Origin of the sequence: Brevibacillus sp. JB24b, from assembly GCF_051713385.1 — a bacterium.
Taxonomy (GTDB): Bacteria; Bacillota; Bacilli; order Brevibacillales; family Brevibacillaceae; genus Brevibacillus_B; species Brevibacillus_B laterosporus.
This window is the reverse complement of sequence record NZ_JBNVQV010000001.1, coordinates 150,001-176,096: the sequence shown is the minus strand read 5'-3', so window position 1 is coordinate 176,096 and position 26,096 is coordinate 150,001. Positions and strand designations below refer to the sequence as shown.

Sequence of the window (26,096 nt, the reverse complement as noted above, 5' to 3'; positions counted from 1 at the left end):
TTTCCCAAGCAATTCAATCAAGATCAAATAAGCCTAGATAGCAGAAATCCCCCAACCTTAACGGTAAGGGGGATTTCTCTATAGAAAGTAGAAGAAATTACTTAACTTCTACAGTTGCACCTGCTTCTTCAAGCTTAGCTTTGATGCCTTCAGCTTCGTCTTTAGAAACGCCTTCTTTAAGTGCTTTAGGAGCGTTGTCAACCAAGTCTTTTGCTTCTTTCAAGCCAAGACCAGTGATTTCGCGAACAACTTTGATTACGTTGATTTTGGAAGCTCCGCCGCTAACTAGGTTAACAGTGAACTCAGTTTGCTCAGCAGCTGCTTCAGCGCCACCAGCCATAACAGCTACAGGAGCTGCAGCAGTTACACCAAATTCTTCTTCGATTGCTTTTACTAGATCGTTCAATTCAAGAACGGACATACCTTTGATAGCTTCTAAAATTTGTTCGTGATTCATTTTAATGTCCTCCAATCTTTCTTATACCGATTAGGCGCCTTGGCCTTCTTTTTGTTCGGAAACAGCTTTAACCGCAAGCGCGAAGTTGCGAACTGGTGCTTGTAGCACGCTGAGAAGCATGGACAACAAGCCTTCGCGAGATGGTAGTGCAGCAAGTGCTTTGATTTCTTCAGCGCCTACTACTTTACCTTCGATAACTCCACCTTTGATTTCAAGTGCTTCATTTTTCTTTGCGAAGTCAGCAATGATCTTCGCAGGAGCAATTACGTCACCTTTGGAGAAAGCAATTACGTTTGGTCCCAATAGGTATTGGTCCAATTCGCTCAAGTTTTCTTGAGCTGTAGCTAAACGAGACAAAGTATTTTTATATACTTTAAATTCAATGCCAGCTTCACGCAATTGTTTACGAAGTTCAGTTACCTGAGCAACTGTAAGACCACGATAGTCAGCTACTACTGTTGTTTGACTTTCACGTAACTTAGTAGCGATCTCGCTGATTACTTGTGCTTTCTCTTCACGGATAACAGTTGGACGAATTTCTGCCATTTGTTACACCTCCCGTGCAATCAATCCTAATGTAAATTGAAAATGCCCTCGCAGACGCTTCGCGAGGGCACATATCAACAGAACGAATCTATTAATAGTACACACCTCGGAAGGAAATTAAGCAGCTTGCCTTTCGGTTCATTGCACCTTCTGTCTGCGGTATGACAATATTCTCTTTAACAACAGGTTATATATTATCAACTTCTCTACTAGAAGTCAACTGTAATTATTTTACATCAATGCGTACACCAGGACCCATAGTGGAGCTGATAGATACACTCTTCATGTAAATACCTTTAGCTGCTGCTGGTTTTGCACGGTTAAGCGCTTCTGTCAGAGCTGCAAGGTTTTCAGTTAGTTTTTGAACATCAAAAGATACTTTACCGATAGGAGCGTGGATAATACCACCTTTTTCTACACGGTATTCGATCTTACCTGCTTTGATTTCATTAACTGCTTTTGTAACATCAAATGTTACAGTTCCAGTTTTAGGGTTTGGCATTAGACCTTTAGGACCTAATACGCGACCCAATTTACCTACTTCACCCATCATGTCTGGAGTAGCAACGATAACGTCGAACTCAAACCATCCACCTTGGATTTTAGCAAGCATGTCTGCATCGCCTACATAATCTGCTCCAGCTGCTTCAGCTTCTTTCGCTTTTTCACCTCTAGCAAATACAAGAACACGTTGTACTTTACCAGTACCGTGTGGCAATACAACAGCACCACGAATTTGTTGATCAGCACGTTTAGGGTCTACACCCAAACGGAATGCTGCTTCAACTGTTTCATCAAATTTAGCAGAAGCTACGTTTTTCACTAGCTCGATCGCTTCAGATACAGCATACACTTTAGTCTTGTCGATCTGCTTTGTAGCTTCTAGATATTTTTTACCATGCTTAGGCATTTGCAAATCTCCCTTCAATGTGGTCGTAGCGGTTTAATCCTCCCACAGGATGAGACACAAAACTTGTAATCTCATCCTTAACAAGCAATCAAAGACAGATTAGTCTTCGATTACGATACCCATAGAACGGGCAGTACCTTCAACCATACGCATAGCTGCTTCAACAGAAGCTGCGTTAAGATCAGGTTGTTTCAAGATCGCGATATCACGAACTTTATCACGTTTCAAAGTAGCAACTTTTGTTTTGTTAGGCACGCCAGAACCAGATTCGATTCCTGCTGCTTTTTTCAATAGAATTGCTGCCGGTGGAGTTTTTGTAATGAATGTGAAAGAACGATCTTCAAATACAGTAATTTCTACTGGAATGATCATTCCTGCTTCGCTTTCTGTACGAGCGTTAAATTCTTTACAGAAACCCATGATATTAACCCCAGCTTGACCGAGTGCCGGACCTACTGGAGGTGCAGGGTTTGCCTTACCTGCTGGAATTTGTAGTTTAATTACGCGGATTACCTTCTTAGCCACGTAATACACCTCCTTCTTCGTGTGTGGTAATGCGGGGTACTCGCCCCTCCCACTCTACCAAAAAACCATATGAGCTATTTAGTAGTGAGATTGAGAACCGCATTCGTCTGCAGATTCTAGAATCATCAAGAACTGTATCATATGAAACGATACTTTTCAAGATGAGTTCTTAATCCATTTTTTCAACTTGCGTATAATCTAATTCAACTGGTGTCTCGCGACCGAAAATATCCAATAGCACGCGAATTTTTTGTTTGTCGGCCAGAATTTCAATGATTTCTCCATCACGACCTGTGAAAGGACCATCCTTTACAGTAACCATGTCGCGAAGCTCAAAATCGATCCTAACTTTCGGCGCTTCAAATCCCATTGTTTTGAGAATTGTATCCGCTTCTTCAGGAAGCAACGCTGTTGGTTTGGAACCAGCTCCAGTGGATCCGACAAAACCCGTGACCCCTGGGGTATTCCGCACGACATACCATGAATCGTCCGTCATAACCATTTCAACAAGCACGTATCCAGGAAATACCTTTTTGGTAACTGTGCGTTTTTTACCGTCTTTATTCTCTACTTCTTCCTCAGTAGGAACAAGCACCCGAAAGATTTTGTCTTCCATGCCCATAGACTCAACACGTTTTTCCAGATTCGCTTTAACCTTGTTTTCATACCCAGAGTAAGTATGAACGACATACCACGCTTTTTCCATATCCACGAGGACGTTAGACGTCCGTCCCTCCTAAGACCCGAATATTACCTACTTCTTAATAATAAGACCGATTAGCTCTGAAATTCCAAAGTCCACCACAAACATAAATACCGCCAAGAACGTAATCGCAAGCACAACGACAGTTGTATAGCTAACCAGCTCTTTGCGATTCGGCCAGCGGACTTTTTTCAATTCAGAGACAACATCTTTTAAAAACGAACCTGTTCTGGAAAAGATATTCATATTGCTACCTCCAGACTTCTCGTTCATCATTACTTAGTTTCACGATGAACTGTGTGCTTTTTATCACGGGAGCAATACTTCTTCTTTTCGATGCGCTCAGGGTTCGTACGCTTGTTCTTCGTGCTGATATAGTTACGATCACCGCAATCGGTGCACGCTAATGTAATGTTTACTCGCATCATTGCCACCTCCATCTTTTCTGATACCTAAAGACTATAACTACAACCCAAATAAACTCGGGAAAAACCGCTACTTTTTTCCGTATGTTCATAGAAGTAACCATAGAATCTACTCTATGGCTACCAAACAAATTTATCACAACAGCTAGCTCAATGTCAACGAAATGCCTTGACAATTTTATACACTATCGTTCTAACTAATATTTCCTTGAATATAATTCGACAAAAAACAGGATTTTCGCATTTATGGCCGAATACATTCTTATAGACAACACTGAAGCATCACAGAAGCATCCAAAAATTACAGTTGCACTTCTCTACCTTCTAAATATCGTTCCAATTTCCGTTTCACTCGTTGCAACGCATTGTCGATAGATTTTACATGGCGATCCAACTCAACTGCGATCTGTTGATAGGAACGTCCATCCAGATAAAGCATCAGTACCTGACGTTCCAAGTCGCTAAGAATTTCACTCATTTTCCCTTCAATGTCGTCAAATTCTTCTCGATTAATAAACAGCTCTTCAGGATCAGTTACCTTTGTTCCACAAATCACGTCAAGCAATGTTCGATCCGAATCCTCATCATAAATGGGCTTGTCCAACGATACGTAAGAGTTAAGAGGAATGTGCTTCTGCCTTGTTGCCGTCTTTATCGCAGTAATGATTTGACGGGTAATGCATAACTCGGCAAATGCCTTAAACGAAGTGAGCTTGTCCCCTCTAAAATCCCGTATGGATTTGTATAGGCCAATCATGCCCTCCTGTACAATATCTTCACGGTCCGCCCCGATCAAAAAATAAGAACGAGCTTTGGCCCGTACGAAATTTTTGTACTTATTGATCAGGTATTCTAGGGCCTCAGCATCGTTCTCTCGTACTAACTCTACAACTTCTTCGTCGGACATCAGATCATATTGAGTATGTTTCAACTCCTTGAGGTCAACACTCACTATTATCCCTCCGACACCTGGTTACATAAGATAGTGTTATTATACATGAATCGATAAAATAGCGTCAACCAAATGCGTTTTACTCTCTTCTCCATTTTTCGAAGATTTTCGCTATTTCATCATTTAACGGAATCCGTGAAAAACACTGGTCTTCATTCGTTTGTTTTACCGTTTGATCAATTTCCTTGTGGGCATTTTCTACTTCTAGTAACAGCTCTCTTGCCGATTTTCGTAGAGCTCCCTGCCCAAAAATGACCCGTTGAGAAGTATAGTCGGATGTAGCGACATATATTTGTCGATTTTTCTCGAAAAACTCATGAACTAGTCGCTCAATTTTTTCGTCAGCTGTCTCTTTTTTCTTCGTAAAGTAAACCTCGATCTTAAAATCTTCCTGTTTTCTTCCAATTCCGGGTATTTTATAGGCATCAAATACTACAATGACCTTAATTCCTGAGTAGCTTTGGTAATCAGCTAATTGAGAGATGAGGAGGTCGCGCGCCTCATCCATCTGATCCTGATCCTTCAAGACGCGCAACTGTGGCCAAGCCCCAATAATGTTATAGCCATCTACAATGAGCAGTTGCTTGCTCTTTCTTTTAGCCATTTCATTTTCCTCTAGGTAAGAGTGGGTTTCGTCCTCGATATACCTCATACATTAGAATAGCCGCTGCAACCGAAGCATTAAGCGAAGTAACTTGTCCAACCATCGGCAAACGGTAAAGGAAGTCGCAATTCTCGCGTACAAGACGACTCATTCCCTTCCCCTCACTACCAATTACCAAAGCAAACGGCATGGTATAATCCCCTTCTCGGAAATCCTGTTTTCCTGCCGCATCCGTACCACCAATCCAGAAGCCCTTTTCCTTCAATTCCTCCATCGCACGTACAATATTAGTCACACGGGCAACTGGCACATATTCAATAGCACCAGCAGAGGCTTTAGCAACTGTTGCTGTCAAAGAAACAGACCGACGTTTTGGTATAATGACGCCATGTGCTCCAACTGCATCAGCAGTCCGCAGAATGGAGCCTAGATTATGTGGGTCCTCCAACTCATCTAAAATAATCACAAAAGGTACTTCATTTCTCTCTTCTGCCTTAGCTAAAATATCATCTATCTCCACATAGTCATACGCTGCTACTGAAGCAATGACCCCTTGATGGTTATCTGAGTTAACCAATTGATCTAGCTTCTTTCGATTGGCTGTGGTAATCACCACTCCAAGCTCCTTTGCTAGCGTGAAGATAGGCCCCATCTGGTTTTTATTAGCACCTTCTGCCATCCAGATTTTATTAATAGTACGTCCCGAGCGCAAAGCCTCGATAACGGGGTTTTTACCCAAAATCCACTCTTCATTCATTTCATTTATTCTCCTTCCACGATTGCAAACGCTTGTTGAATAATCTCCTGCAATCGCTTGTCTTCACCATTCAAATATAAATAGCCGACCAAGGCCTCGAATGCTGTAGCATGTCGATAATCAACAATATCAGCATTCTTGGCGCTTGATCCAGATTTGGCATTTCTTCCACGCTTTACTTGCGCCATCTCCTCTTCAGTTAAAGAAGGAATGAGATGGTGCAAGATTGTCGCTTGCGCTTTTGCAGCCACATAGCGATTTGCCGTTTTATGCAGTAGATTTGGTTTTGCAATCCCTCGCGTTATCAAATGGTAGCGCACGTAATGAGCATACGTAGCATCCCCCAAAAAGGCGAGCACTAGCGGATTAATAAGTTTAGGATCACGAGCTAGTGTATCTCTTTCTATTATCATGTTATTGCTCCTTATTTTCGACGCCAACGAATACCCTGTGGTGTATCTTCAAGGATAATCCCCATCTCTTGTAGTTGATCGCGGATTTCATCAGAACGAGCAAAATTTCGAGCCTTTCGAGCTTCCGTACGTTCTGCTATTAAAAGCTCAATCTCTTCATCTAGTAAAGTAGGCTCTGCTTGCAAAGTCAAACCTAATACAGCACTTAGCTCTTCTAGCAACTGACGATAAGCTTTGATTTGTGTTGCCCCTACGTTTTCACGACGCGTGTATAGGTTAGCTTCCTTGGCAATGTCAAACAATACTGTAATTCCATTGGCTGTATTTAAATCATCATCCATCTCTTCTTCAAAACGCTTACGTAAACCCTCAATCAACTGTGCTTGCTCCTGAGCTAAGCCGTTTGGCTCTTCTTCACGCGCCGTATTCAAACGATGCCCCAGATTCTCATAAGCATTTTTGATACGTTCTAATCCATTAGCAGCTTGCTCTAGCATTTCATCACTAAAATTAATAGGACTGCGATAATGACCACTTAGCATGAAAAAGCGAATGAGTTGACCACTGTATTTTTCAATCAGATCGCGTGCTAACAAAAAATTACCCAAGGACTTAGACATCTTCTCGTTGTCGATGTTAAGCATTGCGTTATGCATCCAGTACCGGGCGAACGGCTTGCCTGTAAAGCATTCTGACTGTGCAATCTCATTTTCATGGTGAGGGAAAGTAAGATCTGTTCCACCTGCATGAATATCAATGGATTCGCCTAGGAAACGAAGGGCCATTGCAGAGCACTCAATATGCCAGCCTGGACGACCTGCTCCCCAAGGGCTCTCCCAAGAAATTTCTTGAGGCTTAGCCGCTTTCCACAGAGCAAAGTCAAGTGGGCTCTCTTTCTTTTCACTTACTTCAATGCGTGCTCCTGCTTGCAAATCATCTAGTGGTTGATGAGATAGTTTACCATACTCGTCGAAGCGATTGGTACGGAAATAGACATCGCCCTCACTCTCGTAAGCAAACCCTTTTTCAATCAAACCCTCAATAAAGGAAATGATTTCTGGAATCGTATTCATAACTCGTGGTTGAATATCTGGCGGTAGGACATTTACTCCTTGCAGGTCCTGATTAAAAGCCTCTGTATAACGGTCAGCCAATTCGGCCACGGTTGTCTGTTCTTCATTTGCTTTACGAATTAATTTGTCATCTACATCGGTAATATTTTGTACAAAAGTAACCTCATAGCCTTTGTATGACAAATAGCGGCGCAATGTATCAAACACAATGGCAGGACGCGCATTTCCTATATGAATATAATTATAAACGGTTGGACCGCAAACATACATTTTCACTTTGCCTTCCTCTAACGGGATAAAGGCCTCTTTTTCGCGTGACATGGTGTTATATAAGCGTATGCTCATTATTTGATTTCTCCTTTTTAACTTGATCAAGCTCCATTTTTAATTGAGCAATTTCCTTTTGCATGTCCCGAATCATTTCTAAAATCGGGTCTGGTAAATTAACATGATCTAAATCACATTCTACTTTTTTGCCATTTTGCATCTTAATACGCCCCGGAATCCCAACTACTGTTGAATGGGGGGGAACAGGTTGGAGGACGACGGAACCCGCTCCAATCTTTGAATAATCGCCAATCTTAAATGAACCAAGCACCTTTGCCCCAGAGGCGATAATGACATTGTTTCCTACCGTCGGATGACGCTTTCCTTTTTCTTTTCCTGTACCTCCAAGGGTTACTCCTTGATATATTGTTACATCATCGCCAATCTCACAAGTTTCTCCAATTACAACACCAGCTCCGTGGTCAATAAACATTCTCCGACCAATCGTTGCTCCTGGATGTATTTCGATTCCTGTAAAAAAACGCGTGATTTGGGAAACGAAACGAGCTGAAGTTTTCCAGCCTTTTTTCCATAATCTATTCGCCATCCGGTGTCCCCAAATGGCATGAAGCCCTGCATAAGTTAGCACCACTTCCCACGTACTACGTGCAGCAGGGTCACGTTCAAACACTATCTGTATATCTTCCTTCATCCTAGCAAACATGGGACTCCCCCTATTCTTTTGTCTGACCACCGGTTTCTCAACGTTCTATCGTAAACGAAGCAGGCTTTACGTTTTGACAAGGCTTCAGCAGGGCAGGATGTTGCTTTTTCTCAGATGAATACAAAAAACACCGCCTCATACGCCTATATAGACGCAGAGACGGTGTTTTTACCGTGGTTCCACTCTGCTTAGATGAATTAAACTCTACACCAACGATGACTAGAGTTCATCTCGCTCAATACCCTTTATCGGCGGGTCCCCCGACCAATCTACTTTCAATAGACATTGTGTTCAATTGGTTGCTCCCAGGTGCATTTCCAAGCAGAGTCTACAAACGGCTTCCACCTATCCCGTTCTCTCTATTGAATCCTCTCACTTGTACTTCTCCTGTTCAACGCGTGTAACTTCTATATTGTTTTTATTATAGACTAGAAATAACTTGTTGTAGACGTGCTAATACTTTTTCACGGCCAATTAAATAAATGGATTGACCAAGATCACGTCCGTGTGCCTGACCTGTAATAGATACACGCACTGGCATAAATAGCGCTTTTCCCTTATGTCCAGTTGCTTTTTGGACTGCCTTCAGGGAAGCATTAATTGTTTCTACACTATATTCATCTGCAGATTCAATGTGCTCCTTAAAGCTCACAAGCACCTCTTTTACTTGAGGTTCTTTTAATACGAGCCTCGCATCCTCTTCATAAACCACTTCATCTAAGAAAAAGAGAGCGGAAAGAGGTACAATCTGTGCACAGTAAGACATTTGTTCTTGATATAGTGCTACGATCTGTTTCGCCCATTCTCTGCGTTCAGAAGTCAATTCTTCTTCTAAGAAACCAGCTTCTTGTAGATGAGGGATACACATGTCAACGATCTCGTCTACTGGTTTAGCTTTTAGATAATGATTATTCATCCAGTTCATTTTGGTGCTGTCAAATACAGCTGGGGACTTGCTAACTCGATCGAAGCTAAATAGCTCGCTCAACTCTTCTAATGAGAAGATCTCTTGTTCCCCACCTGGAGACCATCCTAATAGCACTAAGAAATTAACAATAGCTTCTGGTAAGTAGCCCATATCGCGATATTGTTCAATGAATTGAATAATGCTTTCATCGCGTTTACTCATCTTTTTACCCTCTTGATTTAAAATAAGAGCTAAGTGAGCGAATTGGGGTGCCTCCCAACCAAATGCTTCATAGATCATCAATTGACGTGGTGTATTGGAGAGATGTTCTTCTCCTCGAACAACATGACTGATTTTCATGAGATGGTCATCGATTACAACCGCAAAGTTATAGGTTGGGATACCATCTGGACGACAAATAACGAAATCCCCGCCCATTTCATTTGAATCAAAGGTTACTTCACCACGGACTAGATCATTCACTGTATAAGAACGATTATCTGGCATAATGAAATGAACAGAAGGAACGCGTCCTTCTTTCTCATATGCAGCTTTTTGTTCTGGAGTAGTATGACGATGCTTTTCTAAAATACGAGGGGTTTCATTACGTGCAAGCTGCTCTTCGCGTTCTGCATCAAGCTCTTCCTTTGTTGCATAGCAATAATACGCTTTTCCCTCATGTAATAATTGCTCAATGTATCCTTTATAAATATCCAAGCGGTCCATGCAACGATATGGGCCATATGGGCCACCAATGTCATCGCCCTCATCCCAATCGACGCCGAGCCACTTCAAGTTTTCCATTTGCTTTTCTGCAGCATTTTCCACATTGCGAACCTGATCTGTATCCTCGATACGCACAATAAATTTTCCGCCTAAACGACGTGCATACAAATAATTAAATAGCGCTGTACGAGCACCGCCAATATGCAAATGACCGGTTGGACTCGGAGCATAGCGCAAACGAACTTCCTTTGTCATGATGACACCATCCTTATCCCATCTCTTCCAACTTATGATACTACTAGACTTACGCATTGACAAGCAAACATACAGCCTGCGCAGCGATACCCTCTCCACGTCCAGTAAAGCCCAATTTTTCCGTTGTGGTTGCTTTAATATTCACCTGAGAAGCATCTGCATCTAGCGCTTTAGCAATTACTTCACGCATCTGCGGAATATAAGGTGCCATTTTGGGTGCTTGTGCGATGATCGTAGCATCAACATTTCCTAATTGATATCCTCGCTCTTTTACCAAATTCCATACATGGAAAAGTAACTGTAGGCTATCAGCATCTTTAAAAGCCGGATCAGTATCAGGGAAATGCCGTCCAATGTCTCCCTCTCCAATCGCTCCAAGAAGTGCATCAGAAATCGTATGTAATAGTACATCCGCATCTGAATGTCCTAACAGGCCTTTTTCATATGGAACAGTTACGCCACCAATGATGCAAGGCCTGCCTTCCACCAGTTGATGCACATCGAAACCTTGTCCGATCCTCATTTTCTCCTCTTCCTCTCTTCCGAACGCCTCTTCATAATCTCTTCTCCAAACCAGAGATCATCAGGAGTTGTCACCTTGATGTTTTCATAGCTACCTTCAACAATTGTAACTGGGTACCCAAGCATTTCTACGAGCATCGCATCGTCTGTTCCTACTTTTCCCTGATCAACCGCAAACTGATGCGCCTCTTTTACGAGTGAAAGTGGAAAAGCTTGTGGGGTTTGAACCGCCCACAAGCTCTCGCGTGCCGGGGTTGCTTGCACGATTCCATCTGGACCTACGATTTTAATCGTATCCTTTACAGGAACCGCTACAACAACTGCCTGATGATCTTTTAATTTGGTTATAATTCCAGAAATTTGCTCGGCCGTGATAAAAGGTCTTGCTGCATCATGGATTAATACATGCGTACAGCTCTCCGATAAAGCTTCAAGGCCATTTCGCACGCTATCTTGACGCTCCGCACCACCTGTAGCCAAGATCACCGAATACGGCATGCCCTTTCGCCATCGATCCATATCCTCGTAATCTTGTTCATTTATCACCAGAACTACCTCGGTAATTCCAGGATGTTGAACGAAAGCTTCAACTGTATGCTGAAAAATTGGCTTATGCTGTAAATGTAGCCATATCTTATTCTTACCAGCTTTCATTCGTTTCCCTGTCCCAGCGGCAACGATCACCACGCTTGTTTCCACACGTACCCTCTCCATTATGTTATCAATGCGCTACAATGCCTTCTCCAACATCTTTGGCTTCGCAAAGATCATGCGACCTGCCGATGTCTGTAGTACGCTGGTTACCAGCACATCAATCTCTAACCCAATATAATCTCGACCGCCTTCTACTACGATCATAGTACCGTCATCAAGATAAGCCACACCTTGACCGTACTCTTTCCCGTCTTTAATCACCTGCACATGTAATTCTTCTCCCGGCAGGACCACAGGTTTAACCGCATTGGCTAAATCATTGATATTAAGAACTGGAACACCTTGCAATTCACAGACCTTATTTAAGTTGAAGTCATTGGTAACCACTTTACCGTTAAGCACCTTCGCTAGTTTAATCAATTTACTATCCACTTCCGCAATCTCTTCAAAATCTCCTTCATAAATTTGAACATTAACTTTTAATTCTTTTTGAATTTTGTTTAGAATGTCCAAACCTCTGCGTCCGCGGTTTCTTTTTAGTGCATCAGACGAATCGGCAATATGCTGCAATTCTTCAAGTACAAAACCTGGAATAACAAGTGCTCCCTCGATAAAACCGGTGCGACAGATATCTGCAATTCGACCGTCGATAATAACGCTGGTATCCAAAACTTTATGCTCAACGTTGGCAGCAATGCCCCCGCTTTCCTTTTTGTTCTTCTCCTTACGACCTATAGAAAATACCGCCATAATTTCATCTCTTTTACGGAATCCCACCTGAAAGCCTAAATAACCAAGCAAACCAGAAACAAGAAGTGGTAAGAAATCACCGAGAACTGGGAGCGGTATACTATTGATCGGTAGGAATAATAAAAAGGCAACGATAAGTCCGATAATCAAACCTAAGGCTCCAAACATGACATCAGTAATAGGGAGCGTCAATAACCTTTCTTCACCCCAGCGGATTGCATTCACCAAGTAATCCACCAACGTATTTGCCAAAAAGTAAAACAAAACCACCCCTAGTACAGCCCCAATGTATGCTGGACGTGGAACTTCTCCAAAATTGAGCAAATCATTCAAAAATGAGAAAAATGCAGGTCCAAACTGATACCCCAGTCCTCCACCAACGATAACAAAGAAAACCTTGCAGATTCGTTTTAACATAGGCTCACCTCCTCTTATTAATATAGACAGAAGATCTAACAAAAAAACCTAGTCTCCTGCAAATGATTTGAATGGTTTGTCTCATATCTCTTTCCCCTCACTATAACAAAATATTTTTTATAGTGTCAAATAGCCGGAAATTTTAACACAGCTTCAACATGTACGTCAATCAAAAAAACATAAATTTGTAAAACCAGCAAAAATTCTAACGTTTGACAGATGGATTAAGGAGTTTCTATAATAAACCATAACCAAGTGAATAGAATTTTCTGACTCCCCCTCATCAGAGAACAGAGGTGAATACTATTGTCTAGTGAAATCAAGGATTTTCAAGAACAAGTTTCCAACCTACTGATTAGACATCGGAGTATTTTAGACGTCATGACTAAGCTGCAGGAGTCTAGCGCTCGAACAAACCGAGCATTGACAAAAGCGGTAACTGATTGTGGATGCGTGGAGATTACTGCCTTAAAGCAAGCATTTGATCCTGCAAGTACTTTACACGATAACCAACCTCATCTAGATACGCATTTTTCAGGACAGCTTTGTGAACATTGTCGGGACATCGTAACCGCTGAAATTGGGAAAAACTTATTTTACTTAGCTGCCCTTTGCAACGTCACTGATATTTCCTTATCCAAAGTACTCGAAGTTGAAACAGACCGGCTCAATACGTTAGGAGTTTTTAACCTCTCCTAGCATCAATTGTTCTTTTCTCTCTATACTACGGATGAACCCACAAGAAAGTTGCAACCCCCCGTTTAACTCAAACGGGGGGTTGTTTTTTGATCCTATTGGGTTATAGATAATGCTTTTTCTCTTCTTGTGATTCTCTTTTTCTTACCTTGCGAATAAAATATTCAACGTTTTTTTTTATCCCATACAAAGCATATAGTGCGAGAGGCACAAATACCAGTTTGGAAATTTGATTAGGGAACATGACCGCAATAATAATCACACCAACGATGATTATTGGGGCAATCCAATATGCTGATTTCGGAATCCCTACTTTTTTGAAGTTTGGGTATTTCACGCGCGATACCATAAGGTAAGCAAGCATCAGCATTCCAAGTGCCAAGATGGTTGTTGGAAATACTTCATGAAATAGTGCCAGTGTAGCTAGTACACCACCAGCAGCCGTAATAGGCAAGCCAATAAAGTAACCAGGAACACCCGCTTGTACATTAAAACGTGCTAAGCGACAAGCTCCACAAATCGGGAAAAGTGCCGTGATGATGATACCTACTACACTAATTTCTTGCAAAGCAACTACATACATAATAAAGGCTGGTGCTACCCCAAAAGATATAACGTCCGATAATGAGTCCAATTCTTTTCCAAATTCACTTTGTGCATTTAACATACGTGCTACACGACCATCCAAACCGTCCAACAGCATCCCGACGATTACTGTAATGGCTGCGAAATCAACATAATCGTTAAATGCCAAGATCATTGCTACTATACCTAAAAATAGGTTGCCTAGAGTGAGCATGTTCGGCAATGCTTTCACAATCATAGTCTACCTCCGTTAATTATCATCCCACGATATTCTATCCCTACTGCTGACTGGTAATTGGTAAGAGTAGAAAAAGGGGGTAATTTATACCTGTTGACTTTAAAAAGAAAACCGTAGCATAATCCCTTCATACTAATAGAACTAAATGTGCCTGTCAATGAACACTTGTTCTTGGATTCTTCTCAATCCGTCCTTAATGGCACGTGCCCTAATCTCACCAATTCCTTCTACATCGTCCAATTCCTCGATAGTAGCCATCATGATGAAGTGTAAGTTACCAAAGTGGCAAATGAGATTGCATATGACAGTGGAAGGAAGTCTAGATATTTTACTGAGCAATCGATATCCACGTGTCATCACTGCCTCGTCCGAGAGCTTATTCATATTTATATACCCCAATAAACGAAGAAAGACGCTTGGATCCATCAATTCCTCAGGACTGAGCTTACTCATCTCGTTTAAGACTTGCTTAGTATCCACCTTATCGTCTTTTGCATAGTCTAAAATGAGCAGTTCCGCCTCTTGTTCCACATTGACTACAAGCTCTTCTAGTTGCAGGTTGATTAACCGCCCCTCGGTACCTAATTCCAGAATATATTTTTTCATCTCTAACTTTATACGGATGACCATCTCAATCCGTTGCATAACCGATACAATTTCATGAACAGTGACTAATTGTTCAAATTCTAGGGCACTTAGATTTGTAAGCCCTTGCTCTAACACCATCTTATATCTTTCCAAAGTTTGAAGTGCTTGATTCGTTTTTGCCAAAATAACACTAATATCTTTAATAACGTAGCGCTGAGTCCCTTGGTATAAAGTAATGACATTGCGCCTCTGGGAAATAGCTATAACCAAATGGTTAGTTAATCGTGCTATTCGATCGGCTGTCCGATGCCTGGTTCCCGTTTCATTAGAAACAACAGCCCCACTGGGCAATAGCTGTGTGTTGGCATATAAAATTCGCTTCGCGTCCTCGCTGACAACAATAGCTCCGTCCATTTTAGCCAATTCATATAAATGTGCAGGAGTAAATTCACAATCAATAAAGAAGCCACCATCAATTATGTTTTTCATCTGTGTACTACACCCTACAACAATTAAAGCTCCTGTTTTGGCATGTAGAACGTTTTCCAATCCTTCACGAAAAGGCGTACCTGGAGCGACAAAACGCAAAGCATCCAACATCAAATATAGCTACCCCCTCAACGCATATTCCAAAGCTTCCTCTACATTCTTCACACCAATTACCTCAATGCCTGAAGGCTTTTCTAGTCCTCGCATGCTTCTCTCCGGAATAATGACACGCTTAAAGCCCAGTTTTTCCGCTTCACGTATACGTTGCTCAATTCGAGAAACACCGCGTACTTCACCTGTTAAACCAATTTCTCCAATCACTACGTCATATGGATTTGTAGAATGATCTCGAAAACTACTAGCAATGCTCACTGCAATAGCTAAATCAATGGCAGGCTCATCCAGGCGAACACCACCAGCTACATTTACATAGGCATCTTGGTTTTGTAGCATCAAGCCTACTCGTTTCTCCAAAACGGCCATAATCATAGCAATTCGCTGATGATCTACTCCTGTTGCCATTCGACGTGGAGTAGCAAAGCTGGTTGGGGAAACCAATGCCTGGAGTTCAACAAGTACAGGGCGAGTCCCTTCCATACTCGCTACTACTGTTGATCCAGCAACTCCAATCGGACGTTCGGCTAAGAATAGTTCAGAAGGATTTTCTACTTCAGTAAGTCCTTTTTCTTTCATTTCAAAAATACCCATTTCATTTGTAGATCCAAATCGGTTCTTAACAGCCCGTAAAATACGGAAGGTATTATGTCGATCTCCTTCAAAGTAAAGAACAGCATCAACCATATGCTCAAGCATACGCGGCCCAGCAATTGCTCCTTCTTTTGTAACATGTCCGACAATAAAGATAGCAATACCTTTACTTTTTGCTATTCGCATGAGGTGGCTGGTACACTCTCTGACCTGAGCTACACTACCTGCAGCAGATGTGACAGCAGGATGAAAAATGGTTTGGATTGAGTCAATAATGACCACATCAGGGTCCACAAACGTTATCTGCTCCTCCACCTGCTCCAAGTCAGTCTCTGTCACTACTAGCAGATTTGATGTTTGCACACCAAGTCGATCAGCTCGCATTTTAATTTGTTTAACAGACTCCTCACCGGAGATATACAACACTTTATTATTCTGATGTGCAAGAGCAAAAGAAGTTTGGAGAAGTAAAGTAGACTTTCCGATCCCCGGATCTCCTCCAACAAGCACCAGCGATCCCAAAACTAATCCGCCACCTAATACACGATTTAATTCACCTAAAGTAGTATCTAATCGTGGTTCTTCGTCACTTATTACCTCTGTGATTGGTTGTGCTTTTTGTTTGGTGGACATTCCACGCTCTCTGCCACCTACTTGTTTACGTTCTAATTCTTCAACCAGTGTATTCCAATTATTACAGCCTGGGCATTTGCCCATCCATTTGGGACTTTCGTACCCACAATCCTGACACACAAACTTTGTTTTTACTTTTGACATATAACATACTCCCGTATCTATAAATTCATTCTACTGTTGTTCGTGCAAGTTCTGTTAAATCCTGCTAATGAAAAGCATTTTTATATCACCTTACATTTATGCTAGCTGTATAAAAAATATCCCCGAATCATCTTCGGGGATACATACTGCTTCCTTCTGAAATTATACCATGTTTTGCTTCAAGATTAGTTTATTTTGTTACTTTTACTTGTTCTAAGCGTTTTACCGTTAATTTGCCATCTTCAGCCTCAATTTGAACGGTATCTCCTTTAGTGATCGTACCCTTGAGCAATTCCTCAGACAAGCGGTCTTCGATGTTCCGCTGAATAGCTCGGCGTAATGGTCGTGCACCATAGGCAGGATCAAAGCCCTCTTTAGCGAGAATTTTCTTGGCCTCTTCGCTTAGATTAAAATCAATCTCTTGTTCCACTAAGCGTTTGCGCAAGTCCTCAGTCATCAACGTAACGATTTTTTCAATATGCTCCTGTTCTAAAGAGTGGAACACAATAATTTCATCGATACGGTTCAAGAACTCTGGACGGAAGCTGCGTTTCAATTCATCCATCACTTTATCTTTCATATCTTGATATTTCTTTTCAGAATCATTCGTAGTAAAGCCAAGGGAGCTATTTTTCCTAATCATGCTAGCACCCACATTGGATGTCATGATGACTACCGTATTACGGAAATCAACTGTCCGTCCTTTAGAGTCTGTTAATCGTCCATCATCAAGCACTTGTAATAAAATATTAAAGACATCTGGATGTGCCTTTTCAATTTCATCTAACAAAATGACTGAGTATGGTTTACGGCGAACCTTTTCTGTCAATTGACCGCCCTCATCATAACCTACATATCCTGGAGGCGCACCAACAAGACGAGCAGTAGTATGCTTCTCCATATATTCAGACATGTCTACACGAATCATGGCATCTTCATCACCAAATAATGTTTCAGCGACGGCACGTGCCAATTCTGTTTTACCTACCCCTGTTGGACCCAAGAAGATGAACGAACCGATCGGGCGTTTTGGATCTTTTAAACCAGCACGAGCACGGCGTACCGCACGGGCAACCGATTTTACAGCCTCATCCTGCCCAATAACTCGGTCGTGTAGAATATCTTCCATTTTTAACAGGCGTTCCGTTTCTTCTTCTTTCAATTTTAAAACAGGAATACCAGTCCAGTTAGCTACCACATGAGCGATATCCTCAGGAGTAACTTCCATGTTTAGTTTTCCTTGTCTCTCTTTCCAATCCTTCTTAGTGGAATCGAGCTCCTCGCGTAGTTTTTGTTCCTTATCTCTCAAAGCCGCAGCTTCCTCAAATTCCTGAGATTGTACTGCTGCATCCTTTTCTTTACGAACCTCTTCTAATCGAACTTCTAATTCTTTTAAGTTAGGTGGTACTGTAAAAGATTGCAGGCGAACTTTGGAAGCTGCCTCGTCAATCAAATCAATAGCCTTATCTGGTAAAAAGCGATCAGATATATAACGATCAGACAATTTCACCGCTTGATTAATTGCTTCATCTGTAATTTTCACACGGTGATGGGCTTCATAACGATCACGTAAACCACTCAAAATTTTAATTGCATCTTCTGGAGTTGGTTCATCTACTTGAATTGGTTGGAAGCGACGTTCGAGCGCAGCATCCTTCTCAATGTATTTTCGATACTCATCCAACGTGGTGGCCCCTACGCACTGTAGCTCACCGCGAGCAAGAGCTGGTTTTAGGATATTGGATGCATCAATCGCTCCCTCAGCCCCACCTGCTCCAATTAATGTATGCAACTCATCAATGAACAGAATAATATTTCCTGCTTGACGAATTTCATCCATGATTTTTTTCAGACGATCCTCAAATTCACCACGATATTTGGTACCTGCTACCACTGTACCCATGTCTAAAGTCATGACGCGTTTATCACGTAATGTTTCTGGGATTTCATTATTAACAATTTTTTGGGCAAGACCCTCTGCTATTGCGGTCTTACCAACACCCGGTTCCCCAATTAAGACTGGGTTATTTTTTGTCCGTCGGCTCAATACCTGAATGACACGTTCAATTTCTTTCTGACGACCAATCACCGGATCAAGTGAACCTTCTTTAGCGATAGTCGTCAAGTCCCGTGCCAATCCATCTAAAGTAGGAGTATTGGCTGAAGCATTGCTTCCAGATGGTTGATGTGATGACATCATTTCTGAGCTACCCAATAATTGCAATACCTGTTGACGCGCCTTATTTAGGCTCACACCTAGGTTGTTCATGATCCGCGCAGCAATTCCTTCTCCCTCGCGAATCAGACCTAACAAAATATGCTCAGTTCCCACGTACGTATGACCTAGCTTGCGAGCCTCATCCATGGACAACTCAATTACTTTTTTAGCTCGTGGAGTGTAGTTTGGTGTATAGTTTGTCGTGTTTGCCGGTTGTTCAGGAGCACGACCGATTAAAGATTCTACTTCACTTTGAATTTTATCAAGGCCGAGACCGAGAGCTTGAAGTGCTTTTGCCGCAATCCCTTCTCCCTCACGGATCAGACCTAAAAGGACATGTTCAGTCCCAATATCTTTGTGACCTAAGCGAACTGCCTCTTCCAATGCTAAAGCTAATACTTTTTGCGCACGCTCTGTAAATCGTCCAAACATCATAGTATAAGCACCTCCATTACTCTTCTCTTATGAATTACATTTTAGTCGTTCCCTGATAACATAAGCTCTACGCTCATCACGTTGTTCTGCTGTTAGTTTCTGCCCAGCATCATATTGTAAAAAGCCGGGTTGTGTGCTTACTAACAGCTCATTCACAACAAATGGGCTACATGCTTGCAAATATCCCAAATCTATACCTAATCGTACATCAGATAAACGCTGCGCCGCTTCCTTTGATTCTACCGTTCTTGCATGAGTCAAAATCCCATAAGAACGGAAAATCTTATCCTCAATAGATATGCGATTATGCTCTTGCAAATACTGACGTGCTTCACGCTCTTGTTCAATAATCTGACTTGCAACGCTATATAGATTGGAAATAATATCTGCTTCTGACATACCGAGTGTCACTTGATTGGAAAGCTGAAAGAGATTTCCAACAGCTTCGCTTCCTTCCCCATACAGGCCACGAACAACCAAGCCTACTTGAGTAATAGCTTGCAAAATTCGATTGATTTGTTGGGTCATCACAAGTGCCGGTAAATGTAACATGACAGAAGCACGTATACCTGTACCTACGTTTGTAGGACAACTGGTTAAATATCCTCGTTTTTCGTCAAATGCATAATTGACTTGTTTTTCGAAGATGTCATCCATCTTGCTTCCTCTTTCCCAGGCCTCACGCAATTGAAAGCCTGGCAAGAACACCTGAATGCGTAGATGATCTTCTTCATTCACTAATACACTGATAGATTCGTCCTCACTTAAAATGACAGCACCTTTTCTTGATTCCTCTGCCAAATTAGGGCTGATGAGATGTTTTTCTACCAGTACTCTCTTTTCGAGAGGCTTCATCTCCTCCATGCACAACAGTTCGAAGGAACCTTTTTTCTTCATAGAAGGAGAATCAATTACTTCTTGTACTTTGCGTACGACCTCTTCTGCTTGTGAGTCAGTAGCTAGGAGTGGAAATGGATGTTGACGTAGGTTCCTGGCAATGCGCAACCGTGTACTAATAACAATATCAGAGTCAGGACCCTCGCCTTTCATCCAATTACTCCATGGATGCTGGGTAAAACGCTGTAGGGACATACTTGATGTTCACCTCCACCATTTATTCACTTGGATTGTTCAATCTTTTGTTCCAATGCACGAATACGGTCTCTAATTTCTGCTGCCTTCTCAAACTCCTCTGTAGCAATATGTTGTTGCAGAGCAGTTTTTAGTTGCTGTAAATCCTTTTTTATCTTTAGCTGGCTACCTGTACGTTCAGGTACTTTCCCCATATGCTGGGTATTTCCATGAATTCTTCTGAAGAGCGGATCGAGTTTAGCTCCGAAATGGTTATAACAATCACTACAACCAAAGCGACCACTCTTGCTAAATTGTGTATAGGTTAAACCGCATGTTTCGCAACGCGTAAGCGGAGAAACCGTATTTTGGCTAATCTGCTGACTATTGACACCTTTGTTCATCGGATCAAAATTTAATAGACCAGCCAATAAATTATTTAGACCGAAATTCCCAAACCCTGAGAAATATTCACCTTTTTCCTTAGCACATTGCTCGCAAATATGAGTCTCAGACTTTTCACCATTTACGATTTTGGTAAGATGTAAGGTTGCTGGGCGTTTGCCGCACTCTTCACAATTCATAATAAGAATCCTCCTTACAAGTCAATCGGTACATTCAGACTTCAGGGTTAATTCCATTTCTGCAAAGTGTAACTTTTATGTTATTAGGATTGTTGTAATCATATGCTTTAAAATACTGGCTCTCAACTGATCACGCAAAGGTGTGTTAACCATTAGAACCTGCCTTGAGGTAGCTACCTTCATTAAAGTGGCTTCTCGTAGATTAATCCATCTTTCTTCCACTAAACGATCAATAATAGAGTAGCCATAAGATTGACTTATACTATCTCCAATCATTTCTTCTGTCAAAAGCTCTTGTAATGTTTCCCTACACAAAATCTGTGCTTTGCGAATCCGGATAAAGCCTCCACCGCCACGTTTACTTTCAACAATATATCCTTTTTCAATAGAGAAACGAGTGTTAATAACGTAATTAATTTGGGACGGTACACATTGAAACTTTTCGGCAATATCACTCCGCTGAATTTCAATAGCTCCATTCGGACTCTCCTGAAGTATGCCCTTTAAATGCTGCTCAATGATGTCCGATATATTTCGCAAAGTGTCGCCTCCTTGCCTAAGAATATGCTTGATGCTAAGGGCCTCAAAATTAATTTTTTTGTTAGTTAATTTGACTTTGACTATCTTTGACTTTTATTATAATTACTTTTTTATTTACTTTCAACCCTTATTTCCCTTACTCCTTTATTTTGGTCAAAAAAGGTCTATTTCAACCTGTATCAATCAAAAAAACCACCTCGAAAAAGGTGGTTCATTTTTGCCTATTTATTTAGATTGATAAAATGGTACCTGTTGAAGTAATTCTGCATAGCTTTTAATGACTACATCCGCATTTTTCAGCTCACCAGAATGAGCAAAGCCAAAATCACAGCCTACTGTCCATAAATGATTCTTTTTACCAGCCTCAACATCCGACTTACGATCTCCTACCATTACTGCCTGCTTAATATCATACGTTCGTAGAAGAAGGGCAACTAGATCTACTTTTGACTTAGTTTGGAAACGTCCAGCTGAGTACAGATCAGTAAAAAGGTGTGTGATTTTAAAGTGTTCACATATCGCTTCCACATAACCATCCATTGCATTAGATGCTACAAAAAGCGCGATTCCCTTTTCGTGCAATGCAGTAAGTTGTTCTACAACTCCCGGATACAAGGAAACAACACCTTCGTCTAATAACTTCTCTTCATGCTTAGCTAATAACTCAGTAGCAAGCTCTCTTGTCTTTTCATCTGCTTCCGGTAACATTACATCCCATATCTCATCTAGAACCATACCCAAGGTACTAGTAATAGCACGATCATCAGGAAGTTCACCATCCCATAGCTGACGATCTCTTAAATCTTGAAAGGTGCGTCTAAAACCTGGAATAGCCATAGACTCTGTTTGCAATAAAGTACCATCCATGTCAAAAATAACGGCATGCTGTATGCTCACTCTACCACCTCAATATCGTGTTGTTAAATGATTGTGACCGATCTTCATGGAAATAACGCATCTCTACTGCATATCTTGTTTAATAAATGCAGCGATTTCATACGCAGCAAACGGACGAGCAATCATTTCAGCTTGTTGTCGCATTGCTTTAGACTTTTGTTCATCTGAAAGCACCTGCTCAATTGAGTATATCAAATCTCGACTCTCTGTAGCGTGAACAGCACAGCCATTGTTTAACAAAAAGTGACTATTTCGTTCTTCCTGACCTGGTAATGGATTAAAAATAACCATAGGAACACGTTTGCTTAATACTTCAGCAGTTGTTAAACCACCTGATTTTGTCACAATCGCATCAGCTACTTCTAAATATTCATGGAAATTATCCACATATTTTAATGCCACTACATCATGAGAATACGAACGGTTTGTAACACTTCGATATAATTTGTCATTTAAACCTGTTAAGACGAAAATTTTTAAAGGAATATGTAATTCATCGAGACCTTGTAACACTTTATCCATAGGACCTAATCCTAATCCGCCCCCGGACAATATTAATACCTTTTGCTCCGGCTGAATTGCAAATTTAGTACGGAGCTCCTGTTTATTAAGCTCTTCTCTAAACTTGCGCATAATCGGGATGCCCATTGGTTTAAATTTTTGATGATTTTCATGATAAAGATCAACTAAGTAAAAAAGCTGTTCACTAGCAATAAAATAGTGATCAATATGATGATTCACCCAGGATGGGTGGATAGTATAATCGGTTATAACTGTATAAATTGGTTCGGTCCACTGGTTACGTCCCTTTAATACAGAGAGCATACAGCTGGCAAATGGGTGCGTAGCAATAAAAGCGTCTGGTTCTACACTGTTAATCAATCGTTTCAAATTATTTGCCAGTAGCTTATTAACAAAAACATTCATATCAAACAGTCTGGTTTTCTCTGTATTATGATAAATTTTACCCCAAACACTTGGAGAGAGTTTTAATATATTCGTATAGCTTTCCAATAAAATTTTATGGAAGGTTGGACTTATATATTCAAGGGTGTCAATTACCATAGAAGCATAACCAAGTTCGCTTAACTCTTCCTGAATCGCACGAGCAGCCTGGTTATGACCGTTGCCAATGGAGGCGGAAAAGATGAGTATCTTTTTCATTTCGACTCTCCTTTGCTGTCTATTCCAACATCAGTTCATTTGCACCCAATTCTTTTTAACACTAGCACATCTCACATTTTCTGTAAGTACATAAATTAATGTCTTATCATTGGGGTACGAAGATGAGGAAGGCCTAATTCATGTAGGAAAAGTATATTTAGCCTGATTTGATTCCTATCCTTACCATATCATACCATCGGTTATAACCTAAGTCATATCTTCATGTGCATATATGTTCTAATGTTCTCTTATTTAATACGATTTAACACTGCAATAAGATACACTATGATTCTATCTAAATAATCTTTTCATAAAACGAAAAATCTCTCAACAATAATCTGTTGAGAGAATCTATTCAGTATCTTCATTCTCTGAAAACTAGATAATGAAGTCAGCATAAAGGCAATGTGGATAAGTCCTCGACCGATTAGTATTCGTCAGCTCCATGCATTACTGCACTTCCACACCGAACCTATCAACCTCATCGTCTATGAGGGGTCTTACTAGCTTGCGCTATGGGAAGTCTCATCTTGAAGGGGGCTTCACGCTTAGATGCTTTCAGCGCTTATCCCGTCCGCACATAGCTACCCAGCTGTGCCACTGGCGTGACAACTGGTGCACCAGAGGTGCGTCCATCCCGGTCCTCTCGTACTAAGGACAGCTCTCCTCAAACTTCCTACGCCCGCGACAGATAGGGACCGAACTGTCTCACGACGTTCTGAACCCAGCTCGCGTACCGCTTTAATGGGCGAACAGCCCAACCCTTGGGACCTACTTCAGCCCCAGGATGCGATGAGCCGACATCGAGGTGCCAAACCTCCCCGTCGATGTGGACTCTTGGGGGAGATAAGCCTGTTATCCCCAGGGTAGCTTTTATCCGTTGAGCGATGGCCCTTCCATGCGGAACCACCGGATCACTAAGCCCGACTTTCGTCCCTGCTCGACTTGTAGGTCTCGCAGTCAAGCTCCCTTGTGCCTTTACACTCTACGAATGATTTCCGACCATTCTGAGGGAACCTTTGGGCGCCTCCGTTACTCTTTAGGAGGCGACCGCCCCAGTCAAACTGCCCACCTGGCATGGTCCTTCCACCCGATAAGGGCGGCAAGTTAGAAACTCCGTACATCAAGGGTGGTATCCCAACGACAGCTCCACGAAGGCTGGCGCCCTCGCTTCACAGCTTCCCACCTATTCTGTACATGATGCACAAAGTTTCAATACCAGGCTACAGTAAAGCTCCATGGGGTCTTTCCGTCTTGTCGCGGGTAACCTGCATCTTCACAGGTATTATGATTTCACCGGGTCTCTTGCCGAGACAGCGCCCAAGTCGTTACGCCTTTCGTGCGGGTCGGAACTTACCCGACAAGGAATTTCGCTACCTTAGGACCGTTATAGTTACGGCCGCCGTTTACTGGGGCTTCGGTTCAAAGCTTCGCTTGCGCTAACCCATCCCCTTAACCTTCCAGCACCGGGCAGGCGTCAGCCCCTATACTTCGCCTTGCGGCTTCGCAGAGACCTGTGTTTTTGCTAAACAGTCGCTTGGGCCTTTTCACTGCGGCCTCCTCGGGCTATAAACCCTACCGAGGCGCCCCTTCTCCCGAAGTTACGGGGCCATTTTGCCGAGTTCCTTAGCAAGAGTTATCCCGCGCACCTTAGGATTCTCTCCTCGCCTACCTGTGTCGGTTTGCGGTACGGGCACCTTGTTCCTCGCTAGACGCTTTTCTTGGCAGTGTGAAATCAGGGACTTCGGTACTTAAATTTCCCTCGCCATCACAGCTTGTGCTTATTGGTGTGCGGATTTGCCTACACACCACACTTACTGCTTAGACGGCCATCCAATAGGCCGCTCACCCTATCCTCCTGCGTCACGCCATTGCTCAAACGGAACAGAGGTGGTACTGGAATATCAACCAGTTGTCCATCGCCTACGCCTTTCGGCCTCAGCTTAGGTCCCGACTAACCCTGGGAGGACGAGCCTTCCCCAGGAAACCTTAGGCTTTCGGTGGACAAGATTCTCACTTGTCTTTTCGCTACTTACACCGGCATTCTCACTTCCAAGCGCTCCACCGCTCCTCACGATACGGCTTCACTGCTGCTTGGAACGCTCCCCTACCCAGTCCATAAGGACTGCCATAGCTTCGGCGGTATGTTTAGCCCCGTTACATTTTCCGCGCAGAGTCACTCGACCAGTGAGCTATTACGCACTCTTTAAATGGTGGCTGCTTCTAAGCCAACATCCTGGTTGTCTGGGCAACTCCACATCGTTTCCCACTTAACATACACTTGGGGGCCTTAGCTGATGGTCTGGGCTGTTTCCCTTTTGACGATGGATCTTAGCACTCACCGTCTGACTCCCGGATATAAGTACTTGGCATTCGGAGTTTGACTGAATTCGGTAACCCGATGAGGGCCCCTAGTCCAATCAGTGCTCTACCTCCAAGACTCTAAATCCGAGGCTAGCCCTAAAGCTATTTCGGGGAGAACCAGCTATCTCCGAGTTCGATTGGAATTTCACCGCTAG

27 protein-coding genes, 1 rRNA gene and 2 other annotated features (1 of these 30 running past the window's edge) are annotated in these 26,096 nt (G+C 42.2%); of the genes, 1 reads left to right on the top strand and 27 read right to left on the bottom strand.

All coding sequences use genetic code 11. The annotated features are described in order from the left end of the window. Positions 1 to 97 precede the first annotated feature (97 nt). From rplL to ACQV1I_RS00830, 17 genes are all read right to left on the bottom strand, one after another. Positions 98 to 457, bottom strand: coding sequence for a 50S ribosomal protein L7/L12 (gene rplL / locus ACQV1I_RS00910; RefSeq protein ID WP_018673908.1), 360 nt, complete (start codon positions 455 to 457; stop codon positions 98 to 100). Positions 458 to 487: 30 nt separating this feature from the next. Further along, positions 488 to 1,003: a 50S ribosomal protein L10 gene (rplJ, locus tag ACQV1I_RS00905; protein WP_094701822.1), complete on the bottom strand. Its 516-nt coding sequence runs from the start codon at positions 1,001 to 1,003 to the stop codon at positions 488 to 490. A 28-nt stretch (positions 1,004 to 1,031) separates the two neighbouring features. Next, positions 1,032 to 1,181, bottom strand: a sequence feature (ribosomal protein L10 leader region). 48 nt (positions 1,182 to 1,229) lie between these two features. Continuing rightward, positions 1,230 to 1,913, bottom strand: a complete 684-nt coding sequence (rplA, locus tag ACQV1I_RS00900; protein ID WP_094701823.1) for a 50S ribosomal protein L1 — start codon at positions 1,911 to 1,913, stop codon at positions 1,230 to 1,232. A gap of 99 nt (positions 1,914 to 2,012) precedes the next feature. Then, positions 2,013 to 2,438, bottom strand: a complete 426-nt coding sequence (gene rplK / locus ACQV1I_RS00895) for a 50S ribosomal protein L11 (protein WP_018673911.1) — start codon at positions 2,436 to 2,438, stop codon at positions 2,013 to 2,015. Between the two features lie 169 nt (positions 2,439 to 2,607). Then, positions 2,608 to 3,144 carry a transcription termination/antitermination protein NusG gene (gene nusG / locus ACQV1I_RS00890; protein ID WP_003345138.1) on the bottom strand — a complete coding sequence of 179 codons (537 nt, stop codon included), beginning with the start codon at positions 3,142 to 3,144 and terminating at the stop codon, positions 2,608 to 2,610. 48 nt (positions 3,145 to 3,192) lie between these two features. Then, a complete protein-coding gene (secE, locus tag ACQV1I_RS00885; protein ID WP_003333814.1) occupies positions 3,193 to 3,387 on the bottom strand; it encodes a preprotein translocase subunit SecE in 195 nt (64 codons plus the stop codon). 29 nt (positions 3,388 to 3,416) lie between these two features. Next, a complete protein-coding gene (gene rpmG / locus ACQV1I_RS00880; protein ID WP_255193757.1) occupies positions 3,417 to 3,569 on the bottom strand; it encodes a 50S ribosomal protein L33 in 153 nt (50 codons plus the stop codon). A 298-nt stretch (positions 3,570 to 3,867) separates the two neighbouring features. Continuing rightward, positions 3,868 to 4,518 carry an RNA polymerase sporulation sigma factor SigH gene (sigH, locus tag ACQV1I_RS00875; protein ID WP_003333816.1) on the bottom strand — a complete coding sequence of 217 codons (651 nt, stop codon included), beginning with the start codon at positions 4,516 to 4,518 and terminating at the stop codon, positions 3,868 to 3,870. 79 nt (positions 4,519 to 4,597) lie between these two features. After that, positions 4,598 to 5,122: an NYN domain-containing protein gene (locus ACQV1I_RS00870; RefSeq protein WP_018673912.1), complete on the bottom strand. Its 525-nt coding sequence runs from the start codon at positions 5,120 to 5,122 to the stop codon at positions 4,598 to 4,600. A 1-nt stretch (position 5,123) separates the two neighbouring features. Then, positions 5,124 to 5,879, bottom strand: a complete 756-nt coding sequence (gene rlmB / locus ACQV1I_RS00865) for a 23S rRNA (guanosine(2251)-2'-O)-methyltransferase RlmB (RefSeq protein WP_018673913.1) — start codon at positions 5,877 to 5,879, stop codon at positions 5,124 to 5,126. Positions 5,880 to 5,884: 5 nt separating this feature from the next. Further along, complete coding sequence (locus ACQV1I_RS00860) at positions 5,885 to 6,292, bottom strand: Mini-ribonuclease 3 (protein ID WP_018673914.1); 408 nt, start codon at positions 6,290 to 6,292, stop codon at positions 5,885 to 5,887. 11 nt (positions 6,293 to 6,303) lie between these two features. Further along, entirely contained in the window at positions 6,304 to 7,710 is a 1,407-nt protein-coding gene (cysS, locus tag ACQV1I_RS00855; protein WP_116335304.1) for a cysteine--tRNA ligase, read from the bottom strand. Continuing rightward, complete coding sequence (cysE, locus tag ACQV1I_RS00850) at positions 7,691 to 8,356, bottom strand: serine O-acetyltransferase (RefSeq protein WP_094701825.1); 666 nt, start codon at positions 8,354 to 8,356, stop codon at positions 7,691 to 7,693. The genes cysS and cysE overlap by 20 nt, the downstream gene beginning before the upstream one ends. Positions 8,357 to 8,508: 152 nt before the next feature. Next, positions 8,509 to 8,760: a binding site (T-box leader), on the bottom strand. 17 nt (positions 8,761 to 8,777) lie between these two features. Continuing rightward, the gene (gene gltX, locus ACQV1I_RS00845) at positions 8,778 to 10,244 is read right to left on the bottom strand and encodes a glutamate--tRNA ligase (RefSeq protein ID WP_116335305.1); all 1,467 of its coding nucleotides are present in this window, start codon (positions 10,242 to 10,244) and stop codon (positions 8,778 to 8,780) included. Positions 10,245 to 10,293: 49 nt separating this feature from the next. Then, the gene (gene ispF, locus ACQV1I_RS00840) at positions 10,294 to 10,767 is read right to left on the bottom strand and encodes a 2-C-methyl-D-erythritol 2,4-cyclodiphosphate synthase (RefSeq protein ID WP_116335306.1); all 474 of its coding nucleotides are present in this window, start codon (positions 10,765 to 10,767) and stop codon (positions 10,294 to 10,296) included. Continuing rightward, positions 10,764 to 11,465 (bottom strand): 2-C-methyl-D-erythritol 4-phosphate cytidylyltransferase, encoded by a 702-nt coding sequence (ispD, locus tag ACQV1I_RS00835; protein WP_094701827.1) that lies wholly within the window; start codon positions 11,463 to 11,465, stop codon positions 10,764 to 10,766. The genes ispF and ispD overlap by 4 nt, the downstream gene beginning before the upstream one ends. Before the next feature lie 30 nt (positions 11,466 to 11,495). Then, a complete protein-coding gene (locus ACQV1I_RS00830; RefSeq protein WP_116335307.1) occupies positions 11,496 to 12,587 on the bottom strand; it encodes a PIN/TRAM domain-containing protein in 1,092 nt (363 codons plus the stop codon). A gap of 306 nt (positions 12,588 to 12,893) precedes the next feature. Here ACQV1I_RS00830 and ACQV1I_RS00825 point away from each other — a divergent pair, with 306 nt between their 5' ends. After that, positions 12,894 to 13,286: a DUF1573 domain-containing protein gene (locus ACQV1I_RS00825; RefSeq protein WP_094701829.1), complete on the top strand. Its 393-nt coding sequence runs from the start codon at positions 12,894 to 12,896 to the stop codon at positions 13,284 to 13,286. Positions 13,287 to 13,386: 100 nt separating this feature from the next. On the opposite strand, the gene pssA is transcribed toward ACQV1I_RS00825, so the two are convergent. From pssA to ACQV1I_RS00775, 10 genes are all read right to left on the bottom strand, one after another. Beyond that, positions 13,387 to 14,106 carry a CDP-diacylglycerol--serine O-phosphatidyltransferase gene (gene pssA / locus ACQV1I_RS00820; RefSeq protein WP_018673922.1) on the bottom strand — a complete coding sequence of 240 codons (720 nt, stop codon included), beginning with the start codon at positions 14,104 to 14,106 and terminating at the stop codon, positions 13,387 to 13,389. Positions 14,107 to 14,247: 141 nt separating this feature from the next. Beyond that, the gene (gene disA / locus ACQV1I_RS00815) at positions 14,248 to 15,294 is read right to left on the bottom strand and encodes a DNA integrity scanning diadenylate cyclase DisA (RefSeq protein WP_094701830.1); all 1,047 of its coding nucleotides are present in this window, start codon (positions 15,292 to 15,294) and stop codon (positions 14,248 to 14,250) included. 9 nt (positions 15,295 to 15,303) lie between these two features. Beyond that, positions 15,304 to 16,668, bottom strand: a complete 1,365-nt coding sequence (gene radA / locus ACQV1I_RS00810) for a DNA repair protein RadA (protein WP_018673924.1) — start codon at positions 16,666 to 16,668, stop codon at positions 15,304 to 15,306. 190 nt (positions 16,669 to 16,858) lie between these two features. Beyond that, positions 16,859 to 19,321: an ATP-dependent Clp protease ATP-binding subunit gene (locus ACQV1I_RS00805; RefSeq protein WP_116335308.1), complete on the bottom strand. Its 2,463-nt coding sequence runs from the start codon at positions 19,319 to 19,321 to the stop codon at positions 16,859 to 16,861. A gap of 27 nt (positions 19,322 to 19,348) precedes the next feature. Further along, positions 19,349 to 20,413 (bottom strand): protein arginine kinase, encoded by a 1,065-nt coding sequence (locus tag ACQV1I_RS00800; RefSeq protein WP_018673926.1) that lies wholly within the window; start codon positions 20,411 to 20,413, stop codon positions 19,349 to 19,351. 26 nt (positions 20,414 to 20,439) lie between these two features. Next, positions 20,440 to 20,976, bottom strand: coding sequence for a UvrB/UvrC motif-containing protein (locus ACQV1I_RS00795; RefSeq protein ID WP_094701833.1), 537 nt, complete (start codon positions 20,974 to 20,976; stop codon positions 20,440 to 20,442). A gap of 75 nt (positions 20,977 to 21,051) precedes the next feature. After that, the gene (locus ACQV1I_RS00790) at positions 21,052 to 21,516 is read right to left on the bottom strand and encodes a CtsR family transcriptional regulator (RefSeq protein ID WP_094701834.1); all 465 of its coding nucleotides are present in this window, start codon (positions 21,514 to 21,516) and stop codon (positions 21,052 to 21,054) included. Positions 21,517 to 21,741: 225 nt separating this feature from the next. Next, positions 21,742 to 22,413: an HAD family hydrolase gene (locus ACQV1I_RS00785; protein WP_116335309.1), complete on the bottom strand. Its 672-nt coding sequence runs from the start codon at positions 22,411 to 22,413 to the stop codon at positions 21,742 to 21,744. A gap of 63 nt (positions 22,414 to 22,476) precedes the next feature. Next, the gene (locus ACQV1I_RS00780; protein WP_094701836.1) at positions 22,477 to 23,577 is read right to left on the bottom strand and encodes an MGDG synthase family glycosyltransferase; all 1,101 of its coding nucleotides are present in this window, start codon (positions 23,575 to 23,577) and stop codon (positions 22,477 to 22,479) included. A gap of 407 nt (positions 23,578 to 23,984) precedes the next feature. Continuing rightward, positions 23,985 to 26,096 (bottom strand): 23S ribosomal RNA (locus tag ACQV1I_RS00775) (it continues 817 nt past the right edge of the window).

What these genes read in the sequence shown, in the direction of transcription:
- ACQV1I_RS00780 (WP_094701836.1), bottom strand. Translation starts at nt 23,577, where the DNA reads ATGAAAAAGATACTCATCTTTTCCGCCTCCATTGGCAACGGTCATAAC.
- rpmG (WP_255193757.1), bottom strand. Translation starts at nt 3,569, where the DNA reads ATGATGCGAGTAAACATTACATTAGCGTGCACCGATTGCGGTGATCGT.
- ACQV1I_RS00860 (WP_018673914.1), bottom strand. Translation starts at nt 6,292, where the DNA reads ATGATAATAGAAAGAGATACACTAGCTCGTGATCCTAAACTTATTAAT.
- nusG (WP_003345138.1), bottom strand. Translation starts at nt 3,144, where the DNA reads ATGGAAAAAGCGTGGTATGTCGTTCATACTTACTCTGGGTATGAAAAC.
- ACQV1I_RS00795 (WP_094701833.1), bottom strand. Translation starts at nt 20,976, where the DNA reads ATGAATTGTGAAGAGTGCGGCAAACGCCCAGCAACCTTACATCTTACC.
- secE (WP_003333814.1), bottom strand. Translation starts at nt 3,387, where the DNA reads ATGAATATCTTTTCCAGAACAGGTTCGTTTTTAAAAGATGTTGTCTCT.
- ACQV1I_RS00805 (WP_116335308.1), bottom strand. Translation starts at nt 19,321, where the DNA reads ATGATGTTTGGACGATTTACAGAGCGTGCGCAAAAAGTATTAGCTTTA.
- ACQV1I_RS00870 (WP_018673912.1), bottom strand. Translation starts at nt 5,122, where the DNA reads ATGGCTAAAAGAAAGAGCAAGCAACTGCTCATTGTAGATGGCTATAAC.
- rlmB (WP_018673913.1), bottom strand. Translation starts at nt 5,879, where the DNA reads ATGAATGAAGAGTGGATTTTGGGTAAAAACCCCGTTATCGAGGCTTTG.
- radA (WP_018673924.1), bottom strand. Translation starts at nt 16,668, where the DNA reads ATGTCAAAAGTAAAAACAAAGTTTGTGTGTCAGGATTGTGGGTACGAA.
- gltX (WP_116335305.1), bottom strand. Translation starts at nt 10,244, where the DNA reads ATGACAAAGGAAGTTCGTTTGCGCTATGCTCCGAGTCCAACCGGTCAT.
- ACQV1I_RS00800 (WP_018673926.1), bottom strand. Translation starts at nt 20,413, where the DNA reads ATGTCCCTACAGCGTTTTACCCAGCATCCATGGAGTAATTGGATGAAA.
- rplA (WP_094701823.1), bottom strand. Translation starts at nt 1,913, where the DNA reads ATGCCTAAGCATGGTAAAAAATATCTAGAAGCTACAAAGCAGATCGAC.
- rplJ (WP_094701822.1), bottom strand. Translation starts at nt 1,003, where the DNA reads ATGGCAGAAATTCGTCCAACTGTTATCCGTGAAGAGAAAGCACAAGTA.
- cysE (WP_094701825.1), bottom strand. Translation starts at nt 8,356, where the DNA reads ATGTTTGCTAGGATGAAGGAAGATATACAGATAGTGTTTGAACGTGAC.
- rplL (WP_018673908.1), bottom strand. Translation starts at nt 457, where the DNA reads ATGAATCACGAACAAATTTTAGAAGCTATCAAAGGTATGTCCGTTCTT.
- pssA (WP_018673922.1), bottom strand. Translation starts at nt 14,106, where the DNA reads ATGATTGTGAAAGCATTGCCGAACATGCTCACTCTAGGCAACCTATTT.
- disA (WP_094701830.1), bottom strand. Translation starts at nt 15,294, where the DNA reads ATGTTGGATGCTTTGCGTTTTGTCGCTCCAGGTACGCCTTTTCGTGAA.
- ispF (WP_116335306.1), bottom strand. Translation starts at nt 10,767, where the DNA reads ATGAGGATCGGACAAGGTTTCGATGTGCATCAACTGGTGGAAGGCAGG.
- ACQV1I_RS00830 (WP_116335307.1), bottom strand. Translation starts at nt 12,587, where the DNA reads ATGTTAAAACGAATCTGCAAGGTTTTCTTTGTTATCGTTGGTGGAGGA.
- cysS (WP_116335304.1), bottom strand. Translation starts at nt 7,710, where the DNA reads ATGAGCATACGCTTATATAACACCATGTCACGCGAAAAAGAGGCCTTT.